The sequence below is a fragment of the Halomonas profundus genome, assembly GCF_020865425.1.
GTDB classification, from domain to species: domain Bacteria; phylum Pseudomonadota; class Gammaproteobacteria; order Pseudomonadales; family Halomonadaceae; genus Vreelandella; species Vreelandella titanicae.
In genome coordinates this window covers 2612223-2634316 of sequence record NZ_CP086344.1, presented here as the reverse complement: position 1 = coordinate 2634316, position 22094 = coordinate 2612223, and the positions used below count along the sequence as shown (strand labels likewise).

The 22094-nt window shown below is 55.2% G+C and carries 19 protein-coding genes; 8 read left to right on the top strand and 11 right to left on the bottom strand.

The window, feature by feature from the left end:
- Positions 1 to 42 precede the first annotated feature (42 nt).
- From LMS44_RS11915 to LMS44_RS11905, 3 genes are all read right to left on the bottom strand, one after another.
- Positions 43 to 2052 (bottom strand): TRAP transporter permease, encoded by a 2010-nt coding sequence (locus LMS44_RS11915; RefSeq protein ID WP_414123683.1) that lies wholly within the window; start codon positions 2050 to 2052, stop codon positions 43 to 45.
- A 52-nt stretch (positions 2053 to 2104) separates the two neighbouring features.
- Entirely contained in the window at positions 2105 to 3265 is a 1161-nt protein-coding gene (locus LMS44_RS11910; RefSeq protein WP_138801551.1) for a TAXI family TRAP transporter solute-binding subunit, read from the bottom strand.
- Positions 3266 to 3489: 224 nt separating this feature from the next.
- Entirely contained in the window at positions 3490 to 5190 is a 1701-nt protein-coding gene (locus tag LMS44_RS11905; protein ID WP_138801552.1) for a SulP family inorganic anion transporter, read from the bottom strand.
- Between the two features lie 265 nt (positions 5191 to 5455).
- Between LMS44_RS11905 and LMS44_RS11900 the strand changes: the two genes are divergently transcribed.
- Positions 5456 to 7117, top strand: coding sequence for a methyl-accepting chemotaxis protein (locus LMS44_RS11900; protein WP_414123682.1), 1662 nt, complete (start codon positions 5456 to 5458; stop codon positions 7115 to 7117).
- On the opposite strand, the gene rarD is transcribed toward LMS44_RS11900, so the two are convergent.
- Positions 7088 to 7996 (bottom strand): EamA family transporter RarD, encoded by a 909-nt coding sequence (rarD, locus tag LMS44_RS11895; protein WP_278370541.1) that lies wholly within the window; start codon positions 7994 to 7996, stop codon positions 7088 to 7090. The two genes, LMS44_RS11900 and rarD, sit on opposite strands and share 30 nt — an antisense overlap.
- A 72-nt stretch (positions 7997 to 8068) precedes the next feature.
- Here rarD and LMS44_RS11890 point away from each other — a divergent pair, with 72 nt between their 5' ends.
- Together LMS44_RS11890 and LMS44_RS11885 are read left to right on the top strand one after the other, a co-directional pair.
- Positions 8069 to 8881: an amidohydrolase gene (locus LMS44_RS11890; protein ID WP_278370542.1), complete on the top strand. Its 813-nt coding sequence runs from the start codon at positions 8069 to 8071 to the stop codon at positions 8879 to 8881.
- Positions 8882 to 8883: 2 nt separating this feature from the next.
- Entirely contained in the window at positions 8884 to 9588 is a 705-nt protein-coding gene (locus LMS44_RS11885) for a pseudouridine synthase (protein WP_278370554.1), read from the top strand.
- Between the two features lie 141 nt (positions 9589 to 9729).
- Here the strand turns inward: LMS44_RS11885 and LMS44_RS11880 are convergent, their stop codons facing one another.
- From LMS44_RS11880 to gloB, 6 genes are all read right to left on the bottom strand, one after another.
- Positions 9730 to 11313: an ABC transporter ATP-binding protein gene (locus tag LMS44_RS11880; protein ID WP_278370543.1), complete on the bottom strand. Its 1584-nt coding sequence runs from the start codon at positions 11311 to 11313 to the stop codon at positions 9730 to 9732.
- Positions 11306 to 12382 (bottom strand): ABC transporter permease, encoded by a 1077-nt coding sequence (locus LMS44_RS11875; RefSeq protein WP_278370544.1) that lies wholly within the window; start codon positions 12380 to 12382, stop codon positions 11306 to 11308. The genes LMS44_RS11880 and LMS44_RS11875 overlap by 8 nt, the downstream gene beginning before the upstream one ends.
- Positions 12383 to 12384: 2 nt before the next feature.
- Positions 12385 to 13458: a microcin C ABC transporter permease YejB gene (locus LMS44_RS11870; protein ID WP_007114307.1), complete on the bottom strand. Its 1074-nt coding sequence runs from the start codon at positions 13456 to 13458 to the stop codon at positions 12385 to 12387.
- A 77-nt stretch (positions 13459 to 13535) separates the two neighbouring features.
- On the bottom strand, positions 13536 to 15476 hold the full coding sequence (locus tag LMS44_RS11865) for an extracellular solute-binding protein (protein WP_278370545.1): 1941 nt from the start codon (positions 15474 to 15476) through the stop codon (positions 13536 to 13538).
- A 42-nt stretch (positions 15477 to 15518) separates the two neighbouring features.
- Positions 15519 to 16742: a transglycosylase SLT domain-containing protein gene (locus LMS44_RS11860; RefSeq protein WP_027959550.1), complete on the bottom strand. Its 1224-nt coding sequence runs from the start codon at positions 16740 to 16742 to the stop codon at positions 15519 to 15521.
- Positions 16743 to 16772: 30 nt separating this feature from the next.
- Complete coding sequence (gloB, locus tag LMS44_RS11855; protein WP_009287828.1) at positions 16773 to 17540, bottom strand: hydroxyacylglutathione hydrolase; 768 nt, start codon at positions 17538 to 17540, stop codon at positions 16773 to 16775.
- 111 nt (positions 17541 to 17651) lie between these two features.
- On the opposite strand from gloB, the gene LMS44_RS11850 reads away from it, so the two are divergent.
- Genes LMS44_RS11850 through nudC form a run of 4 tightly spaced genes read left to right on the top strand, consistent with a single transcriptional unit; the run spans position 17652 to position 20526 of the window.
- A complete protein-coding gene (locus LMS44_RS11850; RefSeq protein WP_159176821.1) occupies positions 17652 to 18545 on the top strand; it encodes a class I SAM-dependent methyltransferase in 894 nt (297 codons plus the stop codon).
- A complete protein-coding gene (gene rnhA, locus LMS44_RS11845; RefSeq protein WP_022523349.1) occupies positions 18538 to 19008 on the top strand; it encodes a ribonuclease HI in 471 nt (156 codons plus the stop codon). Before LMS44_RS11850 ends, rnhA begins: the two co-directional genes overlap by 8 nt.
- Positions 19008 to 19748: a DNA polymerase III subunit epsilon gene (gene dnaQ, locus LMS44_RS11840; RefSeq protein ID WP_039859897.1), complete on the top strand. Its 741-nt coding sequence runs from the start codon at positions 19008 to 19010 to the stop codon at positions 19746 to 19748. Before rnhA ends, dnaQ begins: the two co-directional genes overlap by 1 nt.
- Positions 19741 to 20526, top strand: a complete 786-nt coding sequence (gene nudC / locus LMS44_RS11835; RefSeq protein WP_022523351.1) for an NAD(+) diphosphatase — start codon at positions 19741 to 19743, stop codon at positions 20524 to 20526. The genes dnaQ and nudC overlap by 8 nt, the downstream gene beginning before the upstream one ends.
- A 25-nt stretch (positions 20527 to 20551) precedes the next feature.
- Here the strand turns inward: nudC and LMS44_RS11830 are convergent, their stop codons facing one another.
- On the bottom strand, positions 20552 to 20863 hold the full coding sequence (locus LMS44_RS11830; RefSeq protein WP_022523352.1) for an SCP2 sterol-binding domain-containing protein: 312 nt from the start codon (positions 20861 to 20863) through the stop codon (positions 20552 to 20554).
- Positions 20864 to 21044: 181 nt separating this feature from the next.
- Between LMS44_RS11830 and sohB the strand changes: the two genes are divergently transcribed.
- Positions 21045 to 22088: a protease SohB gene (sohB, locus tag LMS44_RS11825; RefSeq protein ID WP_022523353.1), complete on the top strand. Its 1044-nt coding sequence runs from the start codon at positions 21045 to 21047 to the stop codon at positions 22086 to 22088.
- The last annotated feature ends 6 nt before the right edge of the window (positions 22089 to 22094 follow it).

Here is a 22094-nt window from a genome sequence, read left to right as displayed (position 1 = left end):
CATGATAGTGAATTGAAAAGAGTACGCTTGGCGCCCCATCTGTTACGCAACAGAGGCGCTTTGCGAACGCCGATGGTGGCGCTGGCTTAAGCGTGCCATCAAAACACCGGGTACCAGCGCGGCTGCGGCCAGACCGATCAATTCCCACTGGCTAAGCGGCACCATCCCACCACCCGGTAGCGCCAGTAGTAGGCCAGCGATCAGTATCAAGGCACGAATCACGATCTCTTGCAGTGCGCCATAGCCCAGTCGACCAACCCCCATCAGGTAACCCTGCATGGCAGAGGCAAACAGGATGATGCCGATGACCGCCTGGATAAAGACAGCCACGATCATCAGCGGCGCGCCCTGCATAATCAGCGCGGGGTTGAGTACGAATAGGAAGGGAATAAAGTAGATCACGCTACCCAGACGCATCGCCTGCAGGCCCGTTTCCATGGGTCGGGCTCCGGCCACGGTAGCCGCGGCAAAGGCACCCAGTGCCACTGGCGGGGTAATAAAGCTCAGCATGCCCCAATAGAGAATGAACATATGTACGGCCATGGGATCCAGCCCTCCGCCTTGAATCAGCGCGGGGGCTAGCGCAACGGCAAGGAAAATATAGGCGGCAGTCACGGTCATGCCAATGCCGAGTACGAAACTGGTCACGGCGCCCATAATCAGTAGCAGCGGCACGCTGCCACCGGCAATATTGATAAAGTCGTTAGCGATGGTGCCGGAAAGGCCGGTCATCGAAAGCGCACCGACCAGCATGCCCACGCCGGCCAAAATAGCGATGAGTTCGGCAAACAGCTTGGCGGCAGATGACAGCGTGTCGGCCACATCCTTCCAACCCCAGCGGTTATGCTTGGAAAGCTGGTTCAGCACTAACAGCAGCGCGGTAGCGTAAAAAGGCGCTACGGCTTCGCGCTGCATAATCAGCAGCATCCAGACTAATAACGCGAAGACAAAAATAAAATACCAACCCTCTTTGAGGGTTTGCCAAAGTGAAGGCAGCTCAACGGCGGGCAAGCCTTTAATGTCGTGGCGGGCCGCGTAGGCATCAATCTGAATAAACAGACCCAGGAAATACAGAATCGAAGGAATCACGGCGGCCAGCGCCACAGCGGAGTAGGGAATGTCCAAAAACATCGCCATGACAAAAGCGGTGGCACCCATAACAGGGGGCATCAATACACCGCCGGTTGAGGCGCAGGCTTCTACACCGCCCGCAAAGGAGCGGCTCATACCGATACGACGCATGGCGGGAATCGATAGCACGCCGGTGGTCAATACATTACTGATCACGCTGCCGCTCATGGAGCCCATCAGGCCACTGGAGAAAATCGACACCTTAGCAGGGCCGCCGCGTACATGACCCAGGAGCGCAAAGGCCAGATTAATAAAAAACTTACCGCCGCCGCTTTTCTGCAGCACGACACCAAAGACCAAAAAGCCGATCACCAGGCCCGCGAACGCCTGCAGCGGCACCCCCATGATGCTTTCGGTGCTCATGGTGTGGTACATGGCGGTTTGTTCAAGGGTGGAAGGAAACGCCTGGATCGGGCCAGGGACGATATCGGCCACCAGCGGATAGAGCGAGAATACCCCGGCAATAATCGCAATGGGTAAACCACCCGCCCGGCGTGCTGCTTCGACAATCAGCAGCCAGTAGGCGTAGCTGGCATAAATGGCGATTTCGGGCGCTGAAAAGGCCCAGCCGCGCTCCAAAATAGGTACTGCGTTGTAAACAAAATAGCCGCCAACGATAAGCGTGATGGCGCTCAATGTGTAGTCGTACCAGGGAATAGGCTGCTCTTGTTGGCGACTGCGCATGGGCCAAAGCAAAAACACCAGCGGTAGCAGCAGCGCCACAACGGCATAGTAGAACTGCGTTTCCAAGCCGGTTACGAACGTCAGTAAGCCAACGTTGAAAAGATAATCCAGCGTCATCGCCATCAAAATGACGGTGACCGTGGCGGGAATCCAGCGCAGTGCAGGAGGAAGCTGACGAATTTGGCTGATCTTTTCTTTAACCTGCTGATTATTGGCAGGCGAGGTATCTGTGGTCATGGGGGGACATCCGTCAATCAGCAGGGGGCGGCAAGTGCCGCCCCGTGGTGTATCACTCGAAGATCGGTTCGAAACCGGCATCGCTCAGCGCGGTGGCACGGGCTTCCATCCAGCCGGTAGTAAATGCCTCATCTTCACTGGGTGCGTCCTGCATAAAGCTTTCCCAGGCGGTTAAAAGCACGTTCTGGCGTTCAACGAGCTTGTCCTGATGAGCCTGCATTTCATCAGTCCATACATCGATTTCTTTGTAGTACTCCACGACCGCATCGTGGAACGGCACTACCCATTGAAGATCTTGTTGCTCTAGTGCATAGCCAAGTGCGCCTGGAGCGTTGTCTTTATAGTCATCAAAGTTTTCCTGCATGGCCTTGATCAGGCCATAAGCCACGTTGTCGTCCAGGTCTTGGTTGGCGACAACAATAGGGTAAGGGTAGCTAGCGCTAGGCACCGGGTTTTCGGCGCTGATGCCGCCTGCCCCGGAAGTGACTTCGTGAGGACGGAAGTAGGGCGCCACCGCAGCCATACGCTCCCAGCCTTCGTCGTCGTTGGGGTCTAGCACCGGCCAGCTAATGCCGCGAGGGCTACTGGCCAACTGCTGGGCGGGCGGGGTGACCGTTGTGGTAAAGGAGGCATCCACATCGCCAGCGATAATGCCGTCGAACGAGCGGCCGTAGCCGGGGTAATCAACCCGCTCTACGTCATCCCAGGTTAAACCGCCAAAGGCGAGGTACGCCTCTGTGCCTTTATTGAGCGCATCGTCGCCACGGATATAGGCGATGCGTTTGCCCGCCAAGTCAGCGGGCGTTTCAACGTCCAGGTCGCCCGCAACCGCAAGGGAAAGACCAAAAGAGGCAGTGGAAGTGGTAATGACGCGTAGTGGCTGAGGACCCCAGTCACGGTCGGCAAACATCATTACCCCTTCAGCGCCGTAGTAGCTGGCGATCCCGCAGGCGCAAAGGTCAACGCGGCCCTGCTTAAGCGGCGTCATCCGTGAAACATCGTTGTCCCCCGGCAGGATACGCACTGATGAATCGTATTTGTTCTGCAGCATATTGCCGATGGCGACGGCTTGGGCATAGCCGCTTGAGTTAGTGCCGTAGGCCGTCCAGGCCATGGTGCCGGGGAGTTCAATGTCACTGGCGTGGCTGACTGCTGCGCCGAGTAGCGATAAAGGTAAGGCGGCGATGAGTAGGCGGTGAGCAAATGGATGCATTGGGATGCTCCTTTATTGTGGTTGTGCTTAAGGTTTTAGTTACGTTTTGCTACATAGTGTTTTGCTATGCGGTACTTGGTTTTGCTAAGTGGTCGGCTGATAGTAGAGAAGCCGCTGGGTGGCTGTCAATGCTGTTGTCAGCAGCGGTGCCCGTTGGTATACAACAGGCATAAAAAAACCAGGCAAAAGCCTGGTTTTTCAGAGCAGTAGCGAGAGCAATGCAGTTAAGAAAATTCACGCCAAGCGGCGTAGGTGCTTAAAAACACCCGCCCGGTAAGCGCATCCAGAAAGTCACTCTTCTTAAGCTGATCCATTACCGGGCCTTTTACCTCGGATAAATGCAGTTTTACATCGGAGTCTTTTAAACGCGCATTGATAGCATCAAGGCTCTCTAGCGCAGAGGCATCGATCAGGTTGACCGCCGAACAGATCAGCACAACGTGCTCAAGCTCGGGTTGGCTCGCCACCAGGTTATAAACGGTGTCTTCCAAATAGCGCGCATTGGCAAAGTAGAGGCTCTCATCGATGCGCAAGAGGGCAACGGTATTGACCGTTTCGACATCGTGGCGGGTAGTGTTTCTAAAATGTTCGGTACCGGGCACACGACCTACCAAGGCGCTATGCGGACGGCTGGTACGGTACAAAAATAGCGCAATAGAAAGTGTCACACCGCTGATGATGCCGGCTTCAACGCCCTCGCACAGCGTGAGTAGAATCGTCACCGCCATGGCGGCAAAATCGCTGCGAGAGTAGCGCCAGGTTTGGCGCAGCATGGGAATGTCTACCAGCGTCAAAATCGAAACGGTGATTGTTGCGGCCAGGGTCGCGATGGGCAGATAGTAGAGCCAGCCGGTAAATGACAGGGTGACCAGCGCAATACCTAGTGCTGCAAAGGCACCGGCGGCAGGTGTTTGCGCCCCTGCATCGTAGTTAATAACGGTGCGGGACAACCCACCGGTTACCGGCATGCCGCTGGAAAACCCGGCGGCTAAATTGCTGGCGCCCAGGCCTATTAACTCCTGATTGGGGGAGATGCGCTGGCGCCGTTTGGCGGCCAACATCTGGCCCATGGAGACCGACTCCACAAAGCCGACCAGGCTAATCAGCAGCGCTGGGATTAGCAGTGCCCGCCATAGCGAGTAGTCTGCCCAAGGAAAGCTTAACGAGGGTAAACCACCGGGAATTTGCCCTACCACGGAGACGCCTTTATCGGCCAACTGCCAATGCCAGGTCACCAGGGTGGTAATCACGACCGCAAAGACTGGCCCCGCTTTGGCGATCAAGTCCGCCAGAGTGCGTGGCAGGCCCAGCGTGAGCAGGGCGGCTTTACCGTGGCGCCGCATGGCAATCAAAAACAGCAGGGTTCCACTGCCAATCAGTAGGGTGGGTAAGTTAAAGGTGGTTAAGTTTGGTACCAGGGTGATAAGACGTTCCACCAGGGTAAAGCCACTGCTCTCAACTCCCAGTAAGCTGCCAAGCTGGCTGGCCGCAATCAAAATACCCGACGCCGTTAAGAAGCCGGAGATAACCGGGTGGCTTAAAAAGTTGCTGAAAAAGCCCATTTTCAGCAGCCCCATCACGACCAGCATGCCACCGGAAAGCAGTGACAGGATCAGCGCTGCCTGTAAGTAGGTCTCCGTACCCGCGGCTGCTACTGAGGAGAGCGCGGCACCGGTCATCAGCGCGATGATTGCCACCGGCCCGACGGCGAGGGTTTTGCTGGTGCCAAACAGGGTATAGATCAGTTGAGGCAGGATGCTGGCGTAGAGACCCACCACCGCAGGTAACCCGGCTAGCAACGCATAGGCCAGCGATTGGGGAATGACCATCACGGTGACGATCAAACCCGCCAAAAGGTCGGCCCCCAATAGGCGTTTATGGTAGTGGGGGAGCCATGTCAGGATCGGCAAGTAGCGCTTTAGCATGGGGTCCGGGTGTTGTAGAAGTGGCAGAACCAAGAGAGTAAGGGATATTCCATTTTATTGCAGTGCTTATATTCATTTTCACTGCGGTAACCCAATGATGACCAAGCGCTTATAGGCTTTCTGTCTCCTTCAAAAGTGCTACTTCCTTCCCCCAAAGTGCTACTTCTTTCATAAGCGTTACACGCTAAGCTTAGTCGCAAAGGGGGTTAAGCCCCCAGAAGTAATATTTTCGATACTCAATAACATCAATAAAAGAGTACAGCTCATGCGCTTACTGCGATTGTGTGTTCCGGTGCTGTTTGTAGTGCTGTCGATAGGGCTTGCCATGCAAGGAGGGCTATGGCGGTATCTGGCGCTTGTGTTCGCCGCGCTAGGCGGTGGCGCTATGCTACTCAGCGTGCTGGAAGGCATCTACCGAGCCGACCAACGTCGCCTGGAGCTGCATCGGCTTGGCTTTAAGCCGCTGCGTGATTACCGTTCACTGCGCGCCATGGCCTACCGCTTAATGAACCGCGCTAGCAGCACCGCGATTGCTTCGGCAGAAGTGTCGCACTATGCCGACCTGATGGATCAGCGTCTCTCAAAGCAAGAAACCATGGCCCGTGAAGCTTCATCGAGCATGACGGCCATTAATGCAGCCATTATGCAGGTGAGTGCCAGCGCCAGCCAAGTGGCAGCGCTGGCAGAGAGCGCCCGGGAGGCCAGTCATCACAACCATGCCGAACTGGACGATATTATTCAGGACATGAGCGATGTTGCCGACCGCTCAAACCAAGCGCTGGAAATGCTGACCGCGCTGAACGATAAAATTGAGCGTGTACGTAACGTTACCTCCATGATTGAGGATATCGCCGAACAAACCCATCTGCTGTCGCTCAATGCGTCAATTGAAGCGGCCCGAGCGGGTGAACACGGGCGAGGGTTTGCAGTCGTCGCCGGTGAAGTGCGCAATCTGGCACTCAAGACCTCTACCGCAACGCAAAGTGTCGATGAGCTGGTTAAGGATATGCATCAGAGCGGCCAGTCGGTCGTCGCCACTATGGGCCAGTTAATGACCCGTATCAGCAAGCGCTCCAAGGGGCTGCAAGTGGTCGGCAACAGTCTGGGTACGATGACTCAAGAATTCGACCAAGTGCAGAGGGAAATTACCCGTGTTGCCGATGCGATGGAAAACACTCGCCAACATAGTCAAACCGTGGCGGACAGCCTGAGCCAGTTGGAAGATGATGTCGATGAAGGCAATCGTAATATGCATGATTTGGCCGAGCAGGCCCGAGCATTGATGGAGGCTGCCGAAGGGGTCGATGGTGAACTGGCTCAACAGCATTTGGAGGGTCGACACCAGCAGGTATTCCACGCTGCACGATTAACCGCCGATAAGTTGGGTAAGCTGCTGGAAAAAGCGATTGCCAGCGGGGAGCTTTCAGACACCCACCTGTTCCAGCCCCATTATGAACAGATTCCGGGTACCCAGCCGCCGCAATATAAAACCGGCTTTGATAGTTTCACTGATAGGTACCTGCCCGATTTGCAAGAGCCTTTGCTCACGCAGCTAAGCTTAAGCTATGCCATTGCCTGTGACCGTAAAGGCTATGTGCCGACCCATAACAAAGCGGTCAGTCTTGCACCAACCGGTAACTACGCGCACGATTTAAAGTTCTGCCGCAACAAGCGCATTTTCGATGACCCGACGGGCAGCCGCTGTGGAGCTCATGAAAAGCCGCTGCTGCTGCAAACCTACAAGCGCGATACCGGCGAAATCATGCACGACCTCTCTGTGCCGGTGTATGTGCAGGGTAAGCACTGGGGCGGATTCCGGGTTGGCTACCAACCTGAGCGTGATATAGCGACTCCCCCTGCGGTGCAGTCAGAGGCCGCCCCAGTACCACCGCTTGCACTAACCAGCCGTAGCGTAGCGCGGGCGTGATTGCCACGCCGACCAGGAGTAGAGCGCGAGCCCGATCCAAATAAGCACAAAAGTGGCCAACTGGATAATGCCCAGGGGCTCGCCGAACACGGTTAAGGCAATCAGAAACTGAATGCTGGGGTTGATGTACATCAAAAAGCCCAGGGTTGCCAAACGCAACCGGCGTGCCGCGCCGGCAAAGGCCATTAACGGCAGCGCGGTCAAAGCCCCACTGGCGATCAGCAGGCCAGTCGATGACGTATCTTGTAGAAAATGCGAGCTGCCGTTCCAGCTTAACCATGTCAAGGCGATCAGGGCGAGGGGAAATAGCAACAGGGTTTCTACAAACAGTCCTGATAAGCCGTCCAGCGGCACCTGCTTACGAAACAGGCCATAACTGCCGAAGCTTAACGCCAGAATCAGGCTAATCCAAGGCAGTTCACCCAGCATCACAAACTGGATGGCAATGGCCACGCTGGCCAGCCCCAAGGCGACCAACTGCAACTTTGCCATCACTTCCCGCAGTACCAGCATGCCCAGGGCGACATTCACTAGCGGCGTTAAGAAGTAGCCCAAACTTGCCTGCAGTACCTGCTTAGACTCCACTGCATAAATATAGATACCCCAGTTAAACGCAATCAATAGCGCACAGGCCAACACCCGACCAAGCCGCTTGGGTTCCCCCAATGCGGTGACAACGGGCGGCCAGCGGCGCAGAAGGGTAATCAAGCCGACCAGAAATAGACACGCCCAAATGATACGGTGAATCAATATTTCAAAGGCGGGAATGCCGTCAAACAGGGCAAAAAATAGCGGAAAGCAGCCCCACATGGTGTAGGCGGTTAGCCCATACATAACGCCTTTGACGGCATCTGGATCGCGTGTTGGAGTAGGAAGCATAGCAGCCTCATTATTTAAAGATGCTAATCTAGCATAAACGTTGTCTTGAGACTGACGAATTGGAGGTGTTAAGTGAGTCAACTTAGGAACACGCTAGTGCAGTGTGATCTGCGCTGGGAAGATCCCCAGGCCAACCACGCTCATCTTGAGAAGTTGCTGGGCGAGCTGGATAGCCGCGACACGGATCTTATTGTATTGCCTGAGATGTTTGCCACTGGCTTTACCATGAATTCCCGCGAAATGGCCCAGCCGATGGCGGAAAGTCAAAGCGTTGCCTGGCTACAGGCCCAGGCGAAGGCGCGCAACTGCGTGATGACCGGCAGCGTGGCGATCGAAGAGGACGGTGAGTTTTATAACCGCTTGATTTGGGCAACGCCGGAGGGGGTGTTAACCCACTACGATAAGCGTCACCTATTCCGTATGGCCGGTGAGCATGAGCGCTACGGTATGGGCAGTGAGCGTAAAGTGGTAGAGCTCAATGGCTTTAAGCTGCTGCTGAGCGTTTGCTACGACCTGCGTTTTCCGGTGTGGATGCGTCAGCAACCAGCAGAAGGGGAGCATTTCGAGTATGATGCGCTGCTGTGTATCGCCAACTGGCCAGCACCGCGTCGTCATCCATGGCGTACGCTGCTACAAGCCCGTGCGGTAGAGAACTTAAGCTATGTGATTGGCGTTAATCGCGTTGGAGAAGATGCCAAAGGGCTTGCCTACAGCGGCGACTCCCTGTTGGTCGACTTCAAAGGTGAAGCGTTAATTGATAAACCTGCCCATACCCCGTTTATAGAGACGGTCACGCTGGATAAAACTGCCCTTGATGCTTTTCGTGAAAAATTTCCTGCCTGGCAAGATGCCGACCATTTTCAACTGCTGCCAGGAGTGGGTTAATGATGCGCCTTGATCGCTTTTTGAGTGAAACCACGCCATTAACCCGTAGTCTGGCTAAGCGGGCACTCAAAAATGGCGAAGTGACCCTAAACGGTGAGCCGATCAAACAGTCGGCAACCCAAATCGATACCGATAACGATGTAGTGGTACTCAACGGCGAGCGGTTGGCGCTGGTAGGGTTGCGCTACATTATGCTGCACAAGCCCGTTGACGTTGAATGCAACGCCCGTCGCGGGCTCTATCAAAGAGCAATCGACCTGGTTGATCTACCCAAAGCTGATCGATTACAGCCGGTAGGGCGGTTAGATGTGGATACCACGGGACTGCTGCTATTAACCGATGATGGCCAGTGGTCGCACCGTGTCACATCACCGCGCCATCGCTGCGCCAAGGTGTATATCGCTGAGCTAGCGGAACCGATGGAAGGTGCGACGGCGGAGTGGGCGATTGGTCAAGTCGCCGATGGCCTGATGCTGGATGGAGAGGAGACCCCGACACAGCCCGCAACACTCAGGCTGCTTTCGCCCACCCAGGCAGAACTCACCATTACCGAAGGGCGCTATCACCAAGTGAAGCGTATGTTTGCCGCCTTGGGCAATCACGTGAACTCACTGCACCGCAGCTCTATCGGTGACTTAGCTCTGGATGCCAACCTGGCGCCCGGCGAGTGGCGCGAATTAACCGCCGAGGAAATCGCGCTTTTCTGAGCAGCCCTTGTTTAAGGTTTCCATTAGCCGCTTCCCAAAAGGGTAAGCGGCTTTATTTTATCTGTAGTTTTATACCGTTATCTTTGATTCTGCAGCCAGCAATGGCCAGTATCGTGGCTTGATAAAGTTAGTCAATCAGAGCTAGTGGGTCAGGTGTGCAGCGGCAATCAACGCTTGAGTGTAAGCGTGCTGTGGCGCTGACAGCACCTCTAGGCAGGGGCCTTGTTCGACCACTTCGCCATCCTTGAGCACCATAATACGGTGTGCCATGGCACGCACAACGGCTAAGTCATGGCTTATGAATAAATAACTTAGCTGACGGCGTGCCTGCAAATCGCGCAACAGGGCGACTAGCTGCTTCTGCACGGTACGGTCTAACGCCGAGGTTGGCTCATCCAGCACCAATAGTTCCGGTTCTAAGATAATCGCTCTTGCCACGGCAATGCGCTGGCGCTGACCGCCGGAGAACTCGTGGGGGTAGCGCGCGGCACAGCTCTCGGGCAAACCTACCTCGTGCAGCGTTTGATTAACCCGCTGGGTGACTTCTTCAGTGGTGAGATGGGGGTAGTGAAAGCGCAGCCCCTCGCTGACGATATCAAACACTGGCATACGCGGTGAAAGCGCGCCATAGGGGTCTTGAAACACCATTTGCAGGCGATGGCGGTGGCGGCGTAACGCATCGCCGGTTAGGGCGCTTAGTTTATCCTTGCCAAGGGTAACATCGCCTTGGCTAGTGACCAGCCGCATGACCGCTGACGCCAGCGTGGTTTTACCTGAGCCGGATTCACCGACAATGCCCAGGGTTTCCCCTGGCGCGATTTGAAAATCTATTGGATGCACCGCCACAAAAGCAGGGGGCTGGCGCTTAAATAAGCCGGTCTTAGGGCGCCTAAAGCTCACGCTTAATTGACGAGCGGTCAGTAGCGGCGCTGTATGCTCTATAGCTTGGGGCCTACCTTCCGGCTCAGCGGCCAGTAGCGCTTTAGTGTAATCGCTTTGAGGGTGCTGAAAGACCTGCTCCACCGGGCCGATTTCCTGAATGCGCCCCTGGTACATCACGCAAATGCGATCGGCATGGCGGCGCACCAGGTTTAAGTCGTGGCTGATAAACAGCATGCCCATGCCATGATGATCGCGTAGTTCACGCAGCAGGGCGAGAATCTCCTGCTGTACCGTGACGTCCAGCGCGGTGGTGGGCTCATCGGCAATCAGCAGTGAGGGATTGTTGGCAATCGCCATGGCAATCATCACCCGCTGGCGCTGCCCACCCGAGAGCTGGTGGGGCCAGGCATCCAACAATTCGTCCGGGCGCGGTAGTTTCACTTGTTCCAACAGTTCTTTGCAGCGTTCCCGGGCCGCCTGGCCCCGCAGTCCTTGATGCAGCCGCAAGGCCTCACCAATCTGCTTGCCCACCCGATGCAGGGGGTTGAGCGAGGTCATCGGCTCCTGGAAGATAAAACCGACGCGATTGCCACGCACCGTGTTCCACTCAGTTTCCGTTAAAGTGGCCAGATTGGTATCACCTAGCCAGCGTTCGCCTTGAACGCTGGCATTACTGGGCAGCAAATTCACCATGCCCAGCGCCGATACCGATTTACCCGAGCCGGACTCACCGACAATGGCCAGGGTTTCACCTGCATGGAGGGTGAGTGAGAGTGAGTGAACCACCGGGGTGCTATCAAAAGTGACATCAAGGTGTTCAATGCGCAGCAGGGGATTAGGCATGCTGAGTCTCCTGAGCTGGGCCTGCTTGGCGCTGTTGTACGTGGCGGGGATCAAAGGCGTCGCGCAAGCCCTCGCCGATAAATACCAGCAGTGACAGCATGATCGCCAAGGTCATAAACGCCGTGATGCCCAGCCAAGGGGCGTGTAGATTATTTTTGCCTTGGGCAGCAAGCTCACCCAGCGAGGGAGCACCCGGCGGCAGGCCGAAGCCGAGAAAATCCAGAGCGGTCAAGGTGCCAATGGCGCCGGTAAACAGAAACGGAATAAACGTCAGCGTGGCGACCATGGCATTGGGTAGCACGTGACGCCACATGATTAAACGTGACGGCAAGCCCATGGCTTTGGCCGCGCGCACATACTCCAAATTGCGTGCACGCAGGAACTCGGCACGCACGATATCGACCAGGCCCAGCCACGAAAAGAGCAGCATAATCCCCAGCAGCCACCAAAATCCCGGCTGAACAAAGCTGGCTAAAATAATCAGCAGGAATAGCACCGGTAAGCCGGACCAAATTTCAGTGAATCGCTGACCGATCAAATCAATTTTGCCGCCAAAGTAGCCCTGCACACCGCCCACTACCACACCGACGACTAGTGATCCTGCGGTGAGTGCCAGTGCAAAGGCTACCGAGAGTCGAAAGCCATAAATCACCCGTGCGCTCACATCCCGCCCTTGGTCATCGGTGCCCAGCCAGTGGCGGCTATCCGGCGGGGCCGGAGAAGGGCGGGTCATATTCATGTCCAGGGTCTGATATGAAAACGGAATAATGGGCCATAGCGCCCAGCCATGATCATCAATTTGTTGCTGAACAAAGGGATCCAGATAGTCCGTTCGGGTCGGTAGAAAGCCGTCAAACTCGGTTTCTGGGTAGTCCACCAGCATGGGAAAGTACCACTGGCCGTCGTACTGCATGATGATCGGTTTGTCGTTGGCAATTAGCTCGGCAAACAGGCTAAGAATAAACAGCGTGGCAAATAACCAAAGTGACACCCGGGCACGGCGATTGGCTTTAAAAGCGGACAGTCGACGGCGAGTGATAGGCGATAACCGTGATGATAAAGAGGCCATTATCACGACTCCCGAGTCGAAAAATCGATACGCGGGTCTACCCACACGTAGGTCAAATCGGAAATCAGCTTGAGGATTAAGCCGATCACGGTATACAGGAATAGGGTGCCGAAAATCACCGGGTAATCCCGCTGCATGACCGCTTCGAAACCGAGCAGGCCCAGCCCATCCAGGGAGAAGATCACTTCGATAAGCAGCGCGCCGGTGAAGAAAATACCGATCATGGCGGCGGGTAGGCCCGCGATAATAATCAGCATGGCATTGCGAAACACATGGCCGTAAAGCACGCGCCGCTCGTCGGCCCCCTTGGCGCGGGCGGTAATTACATACTGCTTGTGAATCTCATCGAGAAAGCTGTTTTTGGTTAGCATCGTCAGCGTGGCAAAGCTGCCAATCGAGGCGGCGATAACCGGCAGTGTGATATGCCAGAAGTAGTCTTTGACCTTGCCCCAGGCTGAAAGCTGGTCGAAGTCGGGTGAGGTCAAACCGCGTAAAGGGAATAAGTCCCAGTAGGTGCCCCCGGCAAACAGGACAATGAGCAGGATGGCAAACAGGAAGCCCGGAATGGCATAGCCGACAATCACTAACCCCGACGACCAGACGTCAAACCGGGAGCCGTGGCGTAGCGCTTTTTTAATGCCTAACGGGATAGAGATTAAATAGACCAGCAGTGTCGTCCAGAGCCCCAGTGATATGGAAACCGGCAGCCGCTCGATCATCAGCTCTGTGACCGGGCGGTCGCGGAAGAAACTGGTGCCAAAATCGAGGGTGAGGTAATCCGCCATCATGCCGATAAAGCGTTCGTGGGCGGGTTTGTCAAAACCAAACTGCTGCTCCAGCTGCTCGATAAAGCGTGGGTCAATACCTCGGGCTCCCCGGGAGTCATCGCTGACCTGGACATCGGCGCCCCCCATATCCAAGCGAGTGCTGGCCATGGCGTCGGCGCCTTCAAAACGCGCCAGCATCTGATCAATTGGCCCACCCGGCGCCGCCTGAACAATAATAAAATTGAGTAGCATGATCCCGAAAAGGGTCGGAATCATTAGCAGCAGTCGGCGTAGGGTATAACGGGCCACAGAGCACTCCGAGGTTTATGACGATGAAACCGTTGAGGACAAGCCGTTGCATTTAAGAAGTTGTAATCGGGCCAAAGTTAACGGCCGCGCTGGCGGCGCTGCAGTTCTGCTTCACGGTCAGTGTCTACCCACCACGCATCCAGATCCATGGCGTATTTGGGGAAGGGTTCGGGGTAACCAAACTTATCCCAAATGGCGATACGGGTCTCCCCAGAGTGGTAGTGGGGAATCACATAGAACCCCCAGCGCAGCACCCGATCCAACGCGCGCGTGGCGGTCTCCAACTCTTCACGGCCCTCAGCACTAATGATCTCCTCCACCAGTGCATCGACCGCCGGATGTGCCAGCGCCATCCGGTTACGGCTTTGCGGTGCTTCGGCGGCGGCACTGGTCCAGAAGTCGCGCTGCTCATTGCCCGGATTGTTCGACTGCGGGAAATGGCTGATCACTATGTCATAGTCGTAATTGCGCTGCCGGTTTAAATATTGATTAATATCAACGATACGCAGCGATGTCTGCACCCCCAAGCGGGCCATGTTGCGAAGCATGGGTTGAACGACCCGTTCAAGGCCTGAGTCATAGAGCAATACTTCGAGGCTTAACGGCCGTCCAGTCTCCTGATTGACTAGCACGCCGTCCTCTACGCGATAACCTGCCTCACGTAGCAGGTCGAGCGCTTTGCGCAGCCTCTCGCGCAAATCAGTGGGCTGCTCAATGGGCAGCGGCTCGGTAAAGAGACGGTCAGAGCCGTGAGAGGCTATTAACGCTTCGTGAAAAGGCTCCAATAGTGCCAGTTCTTCTTCAGAGGGTAAGCCGGTGGCTTCCATTTCAGAGTTTTGGAAAAAACTCTTGGTGCGCTGGTAAGTGCCGTAAAAAATATTGGTGTTGAGCCACGGAAAATCAAAGGTCAGGCTCAGTGCTTCCCGCACCCTCGGATCCTGAAATTTCTCTTTACGCAGGTTGAAGACAAACGCCTGCATCATGGAGGGGTTAACATCAGGCACTGTTAGCCGCTTAACCAAGCCCTCTTCATAGGCTGGAAAATTATAGCCAATCGCCCAGGTGGCGGCGCGTGCATCGGTACGGAAGTCCGTCAGTCCCGCTTTAAAAGCTTCCCAGGCAATATCGCGGTCACGGTAGTAGTCGTAAATGATGCGATCAATATTGTATCGGCCAACGTTGACCGGCAAATCTTTACCCCAATAATCTTCATCGCGCTGATAAACAATTCGCCTACCTGGGTCTACTTCGCTAATGCGATAGGGCCCGGAGCCTGGGTGTGCCGCAAGGGTGGGGGAGGTGAATTCGCGGGGCTCCCAGTAGTGGCGGGGGAGTATGGGTAACTGGGCGACGATTAACGGCAGCTCTCGGGATTGAGTGTCGTTGAAGGTGAACCGTACCTGATGCTCATTGAGGGCGATGGCTTCTTCCACTCCCGCGTAGTAACTGGTGTAAAACGGATTTCCCTCTTCGCGGAGCAGGTTAAGCGAGAACACTACATCGTAGGCCGTGACAGGTTCCCCGTCTTGAAAACGCGCTTCAGGGCGCAGGTCGAACTCAATCCACTCCCTGTCAGGGTCAAGGCGCACGCCTTCGGCCAGCAAGCCGTAGAGGCTAAAGGGCTCATTGGGGTTGCTGGCCATAAGGGTGTCATAAATTTGTGAAATGCCGGTAACTGGCGTGCCGCGAATAATAAACGGATTGGTCGAGTCAAAGCTGCTCCCCACGGCGGTATGGGTAATGGTGCCGCCTTTGGGGGCCTGTGGGTTTACGTGAGGGAAGTAGGGGAAGTCAGCTGGCAGCTCGGGGCTATCGTAAAGCGATAACCCATGAACTGTTTCAATAGGAACCACGTTGTTTGCGTCGGTGTTCAAATCACCCACCACATTAGTGTTGGTGGCGGTGATAGACGTCGACTCTGACGCTATTGTTTCGGCGTCTGAAGCCAGTATTGAAACGTTGGACAGCAGGCCACTGATGAGTAGAAGCGTTTTCGCAAAAAACAAACCACGCGGCATTTGAGACATCCCATGTGAACAAAGCCAACTAGTTAACCCGGTTTAACGCCCTGAAAGTGTCAGCAGTTGGCCTGGTTGCAGAGTGCTGGGGCGGTCAATCGCATTCCAGCGTATAAGGTCTTGCTGGTCAATATTATACCGGGCCGCAATCGCAGAGAGACTGTCACCTCTTTCAACGCGGTGGGTATTGCCACGGCTGTTTTGCGCAAGCGCTTGGTTGCTGTCTTGTGTTTGACTGCCGCCTTGAGAAAGCTGCGCTAGCATCTGGGTATCCACTTCTTCAGGTACCAGCAGTGTCTGAGCACTACGGGGGTCAATGCTGCCATTGAGCAAGCCAGGGTTTAATTCGGCTAACGCGGTTTGGCTGACACCCAGCAGTTGAGAGGCTTCTGAGAGCGTCACTGCTTGGGCCAACTTAACTTTAGCGAAGGCCGGATCAACATGTATTTCCGGCAAGCTGACACCGTACTGCTCAGGGTCGTTAATGATGGTCGCGATGGCTTTCAGTTTGGGCACATACTGCATGGTTTCATAGGGCAGCGAGAGATCCCAGTAATCACCGTTTAGGCCTTGGCTTTGGGCCTGGCGTCGAGCGCGGTTAACGGTGCCTGCGCCGGCGTTATAAGCCGCTAATGAAAGCATCAGATCGCCTTCATACCACTGATCGGCCTGCATTTCCAAGTAGTCCAGCGCCGCTTCGGTGGAGGTTAAAACGTCTAACCGGCCATCGTAGTTTCCGTTGCGTACCAAACCCAATGCATCACCAGTGCCGGGCATAAATTGCCATAGCCCAGCAGCGCCGCGATGACTTCGCGCGCCTGGGTCAAAGGAGCTCTCGACGAAGGGTATTAACGCGACTTCACCAGGCAGGCCACGCTCGCTAACTTGCTGGGTAATCCAGGCAAGCCAGGGAGAGGCGCGTTCGGTGATAGTAGCAATGTTTTCGGGGCTGGAACGGTAGTGCTCAATCCATTCGTCTACCCGTGCTTGGGCCTCGTCTGGCAGTGACTTCTCTTGCCACTGAAAGCTTTTACGCAGCGTTGTCCAAGCGTCCTGAGGTTCCAGCTCCAGCGCCTCCCAAAAATGGATTCGGAACGGCGTGGGGCGTGGTTTTGTAGCGTCTACTGATTTACTGGTTGATGCCGTAGATCCTTCATAGGCTGTCGCAGAGGCTTGTGAGCTTGCCGCAGCGGCTAACATTAGGCCCATTATTACGGTACTGCCAGCGCTCAGCATCAAGCGCTGGCGAATCGTTCGATAGGTCATAGTTGCATTCGTTTGGTTTCGATAGCGTTCTTAAAAACGGTTCTTCCACTCGCGTAGAGTGGTGAACGTAGCGAGATCATCATTATTAACACCCTGGGTGCCTGCCGCTTGGCGCACGCTATCAGTGCCCACACGGAGGTAGGGATTAATTTTCAGCTCGCGTCCTATCGTGCTGGGTAAGGTGGGGCGATCCAATGCCCGCGCCTTTTCACACTCCTGCAAGGCGTGTTTGACGTCTTCGTTTTCAGGATCCGCAGCACGGGCAAACGTTAGGTTTGCCTGAGTGTACTCATGGGCTGCAAAGACCAGTGTATCTTCAGGGAGTTCCGCAAATTTTTTCAGCGCGGTGTACATTTGCTCTGGGGTACCCTCGAATAAACGACCGCAACCCGCGCAAAAAAGGGTATCACCGCAGAACAGTAGTGCAGGGATACCCGCTGTGAAGTAGCTGATATGATCCAGCGTATGGCCGGGGGTCGCCATGACGTCAAACAAGCGACCCATAATGCGGACTTCGTCGCCATCACCCACGGTTTCATCGATGCCTTCAATCTTGGGATTGTCGGGGCCGATAACGTGCGGAGAGTAGCGTTTAATTAATTCTGCTAAACCACCGGTATGATCATGATGATGGTGAGTAATCAGAATGCAGCTTAGGGTGAGCGACTCACGCTCAAGAAACTCGATCACCGGGGCAGCTTCACCGGGATCCACCACACAAACGCTTTGACTGGTATCTTGTCTTAATAGCCAAATATAGTTGTCGCTAAGGGCGGGGATCGGTGTCACGCTCATCATCGGCGAGATCCTTTAAGTTACGAAAAAACACATCAAACATTGCGCTTATTAGCGCTAAATCGGTGCGTAAAAGGCGTTAAAAAGCCGTTACTGTGGAGGGAAGCGCTGTTCATGTCAAATTCGACGATGGCCACGACACTGGCTAAGCGCTTACAAAGTAGCCAGCCTTATTGGCAAACAGAGGCGGGGCGTTCGCTGTGGGAAACACAGCGTGCCTGCTTAGGGCCCGTTGTGGAATCGCGTGTGGGCGGCCACAGCTTGGAAATGAGCATGGGGCCGGCACTGATGACCATGTCGGCCATTGCGCACCCCATACGCTGGTTGCCTACGCGTCAGTTAGCCGAAAACGATAGCACCTTGGTATGCCCACCGGATCAGCTTGCGCTGCCGGATCGCTGTTTAGATGTGATGGTCATCCACCACTGGCTTGAGCACTTAACCGATGCCCACTTTACGCTTCAGGAGGCTGCGCGTGTCACTGCTGACAACGGCATTATGGTGCTGTTTGGTTTTAACCCTGTCGGTGTGAGTGGTCTTACCCGGCAGTTGCGAAAGCGCCAACAGACGTTTCCCTTGAGCGGTACCTGGCGCTCGGCTAGCCGCCTGCGGGACTGGTTGGCGTTTGTCGACTTTGAGGTGGAGCGGGTAGACTATTGCTGTTTCAGGGGGCGGATGAACGCCAAGTGCGGTGAGTATTGGGAGTCGTTAGGGCGGCGGCATAACCTGCCGCTGGGCGAAAGTTATATGATTCAAGCACGCCGACAGCAGCGCCAAGCGCCAGTGCAGCGTTTGAAATTTGGTTTGAAGGCGCCAGTGTCCCCGGCGTCGTTGGGTGTTACCCGCTCAGGCTCATCCGCCCACTATCAAACGCCTCCCGCTAGAACATCGCAAGCCAAAACACGGCAAACGGATAGGCACACAGCTGATTCAAATAAAGCTGATCCACAGAAGCCTGTTTTACATAAATCTGTTCTACATAGACCGGGGGATCAGGAGATTGACTAAAGAGGCGGCGGGAGATCTACCTCGGGTAACGGTGTATACCGATGGGGCTTGTAGGGGTAACCCAGGGCCCGGCGGATGGGGTGTTGTACTGGCGAGTGGCGAGCATGAGAAAACCTTGAAAGGCTATGAAGCAGATACCACTAATAATCGCATGGAGTTAATGGCTGCGATTATGGCGCTACGCACCCTCAATACCCCTTGTGAAGTGGCGCTTTGGACTGACTCCCAATATGTACGCCAGGGGATTACCCAGTGGATTCATAACTGGATCAAGCGCGGCTGGAAAACCGCTGCCAAGCAGCCGGTCAAAAATGCCGAACTGTGGAAGACCCTGCACGAAGAGACCCAGCGCCACCAAGTCGAGTGGCACTGGGTAAAAGGGCATAGCGGCCACCCTGGCAACGAGCGCGCCGATGCGCTGGCCAATGAAGCGATTGATGAGCACCAAAAGAGGAGAGCATGATGCGTCAGGTGATCTTGGATACTGAAACCACGGGTATTGACCCCAAAGATGGCCATCGCCTAGTCGAAATTGGTGCTATTGAGATGGTCAATCGACGCTTCACTGGTCGCACTTATCACCAATACATCAATCCTGAGCGGCATATCGATGCTGAAGTAGTCGCCGTTCACGGGATTGATGATGCCAGAGTCGCTAACGAGCCGGTATTCGCGGCAATTGCCGATGAGTTTTGGGCATTTATCGAAGGCGCGGAGCTGGTGATTCATAACGCCCCCTTCGATGTGGGCTTTATTGACCACGAGCTGGGCATGTTGAATCGGCAGCGTAAATCCCCTGTGTTGGGGCCGGTAAGCGATCATTGCGGCGTATTAGATACGCTGACCATGGCGCGGAAGATGCACCCCGGTCAGCGCAACAGTCTTGATGCATTGTGCAAACGCTACGATATCGACAATGGCCACCGGGTACTGCACGGCGCACTGTTAGACTCTGAAATCCTCGCCGAAGTCTACCTGGCGATGACCGGTGGGCAGACCGCGCTGACCTTGGACGCGGCCTCCGCAGCAGAACAGGAACAGGCGGATACCTCCAATGAGGGGATGTCGATTCAGCGGCTTTCTTTAACGCCGGGCCAGTTGCGCGTGGTGCGGCCAACAGACGAAGAGCGAGCGGCCCATCAGGCCAAGTGCGAGGCGCATCAATTGAACTGGTTTGAGGAGGGTGCGGCCAGCGATGCTTAGGCGAGAAATCCCCCATCACGAACAAGCTGGTCGGGTTATTCGGCTGTCGCGTAGCCTATTGGCGCCCGCACCGTTAAACGGTAGTGAAGAGTTGACCCCGCTGCAGCCCTATCAACCCTGGACAGAGCAGATGCAGCCGCTGTGTTACTGGGATGATGAACCGGTGGCGCTGCTTGTGGAATCCCAAGCTGGAAACGATTGGATTGATGGTCGTCAATGGATGAGCGAGCTTTCAACCGTTTGGTTTAGCCTGCTTTCCACGGCGCTGCAGGTAGGTGCTTGGTTAGAGAATCACCGTTTCTGCGGCCGCTGTGGTGCACCGGCCACCAAGCTAACTGCGGAATTTGCTATGCACTGCCACGCCTGTGGGCACCGCAACTATCCGCGTATCTCACCGTGTATTATCACGCTGGTGACCAGCGGGGAGGCGATGCTGCTTGCCCGCAGTCCGCGCTTTCCACCCGGGCGCTACTCCACCTTGGCGGGTTTTATCGAGCCTGGGGAGTCAGCGGAAGAGGCGGTGCATCGTGAAGTGTTTGAGGAAGTGGGCGTGCATATCGATCAACTGCGTTATCACCAAAGTCAGGCGTGGCCATTCCCGCACTCGTTGATGTTTGGTTACTTCGCCGAAGCCACCACCCGGCGCATTCGCATCGATGGGGTGGAAATTAGCGATGCGGCGTGGTTTTCACCTCGTCAGTTGCCCTCTCTGCCGCCGCCTTACTCGATATCCCGCGAACTAATCGAAACCCATTTGGCACGCTGGCGCGAAGAGTAAGCGGCGCCGCGTGCCGATATGACGATTACTCGCTAGGGAATAAGCTAGTCAGCTTAGTGGCCAGCATGACATTACCAGTCGCTTTTAGCTTACCGGTCATAAAGGCCGTCATACCATTGATCTCACCGCTCATAATGCCTTTTAGCGTGTCAGTGGTTAGGCTTAAGCTGACAGAAGGATCGTCGTGCTCACCTTCTTGTACGTCCAGCGTGCCATCTTGGATATTTAAGTAGTAGCTGCCCGCATCGGTAAAGTGAAACTGGAAAACTTCATCCATGCCCTTTGCCGCTTCCGGATTAAAACGCGCTTTTAACTTCTCAAGGGTGTTGTTTGACATAACATATCTCTCGGTTAAGTAGATCAGGCTAAGGCTAGCGACCAGAGCCAAAAGAAACAATCGTAAAGGCAAGCGAGGTTATTTCATACGGGCGTTCCAATCAAGCGCGCTAGTCACTATCAGCATACGCATATACAACGCACGAGCTATAAAGGAATTAATCCTCTAATGGAGAACGTCAATGAGTGAATGGGTAGCAGAGATAGGCACCTTTGTTGTGCAAACCACCATCGTGATGGCGCTGATAGGCTTTGGCCTGCTGCTGATTGCACGAACCAAGCAGGACAAAGAGAGCGAGCTGAAACTCACGATCGAGCCACTTAACGATCAACGACGCCGCCGTGTCCGGCGTTTGCGGCTGGCTGCCACGCTCCCTGGTGCGCGCAAAAAGCTGCTGAAACTATTTCGCAGTGAAGATAAAAAGCGTCACAAGGAGCACAAAACGGAGCAAGACGGCGCCTCAGCGCCAAGGGTTTGGGTGCTCGACTTCCATGGCGATCTGAAAGCCTCGCAAACCGAGCATTTTGCTCAAGAGGTATCGGCCATCATCGGTGTCGCCGCTAAGGAAGACGAGGTAGTGGTGCGTCTTGAGTCCGCGGGTGGCCTTGTGCATGCCTATGGGTTGGCAGCGGCGCAGTTAGACCGGCTGCGTACGGCGGGGTTAAACACAACCGTCTGTATCGACAAGGTGGCGGCAAGCGGTGGTTACCTGATGGCCTGTACTGCACAGCACATCAAGGCCGCGCCTTTCGCAGTGATTGGTTCCATCGGCGTGGTGGCACAAGTTCCCAATATTCATCGCCTGCTTAAGCGCCATGATGTTGACGTCGAACTGCTTACCGCCGGTAAATACAAACGTACCTTAACCGTGCTGGGTGAAAATACCGAAGAGGGTAAAGCGAAGTTCTTGGAGGATTTAGAGAATACGCACCGCTTGTTTAAAGGCTATGTGGCAGAACGGCGTCCCAGCATGGATATTGACACCCTCGCCACAGGCGAGATTTGGTACGGTAGCGAGGCGCTATCTTTACAACTTGTCGACAGCGTAGGGACTAGCGAAGCCTATCTGGTAGAACGTATGACCGAGGCGCAAGTATTCACAGTGAAGCTAGAAGCCCCTAAAACCGTCAGTCGTAAACTGGGGTTGGCCATTTCAGAAGGTGTTGAAAAAGCAGCGCTGAAAGCGCTTGGTCTAATCGACGCCGCTGGGTGGCAGCGGCGCTGAGATTAA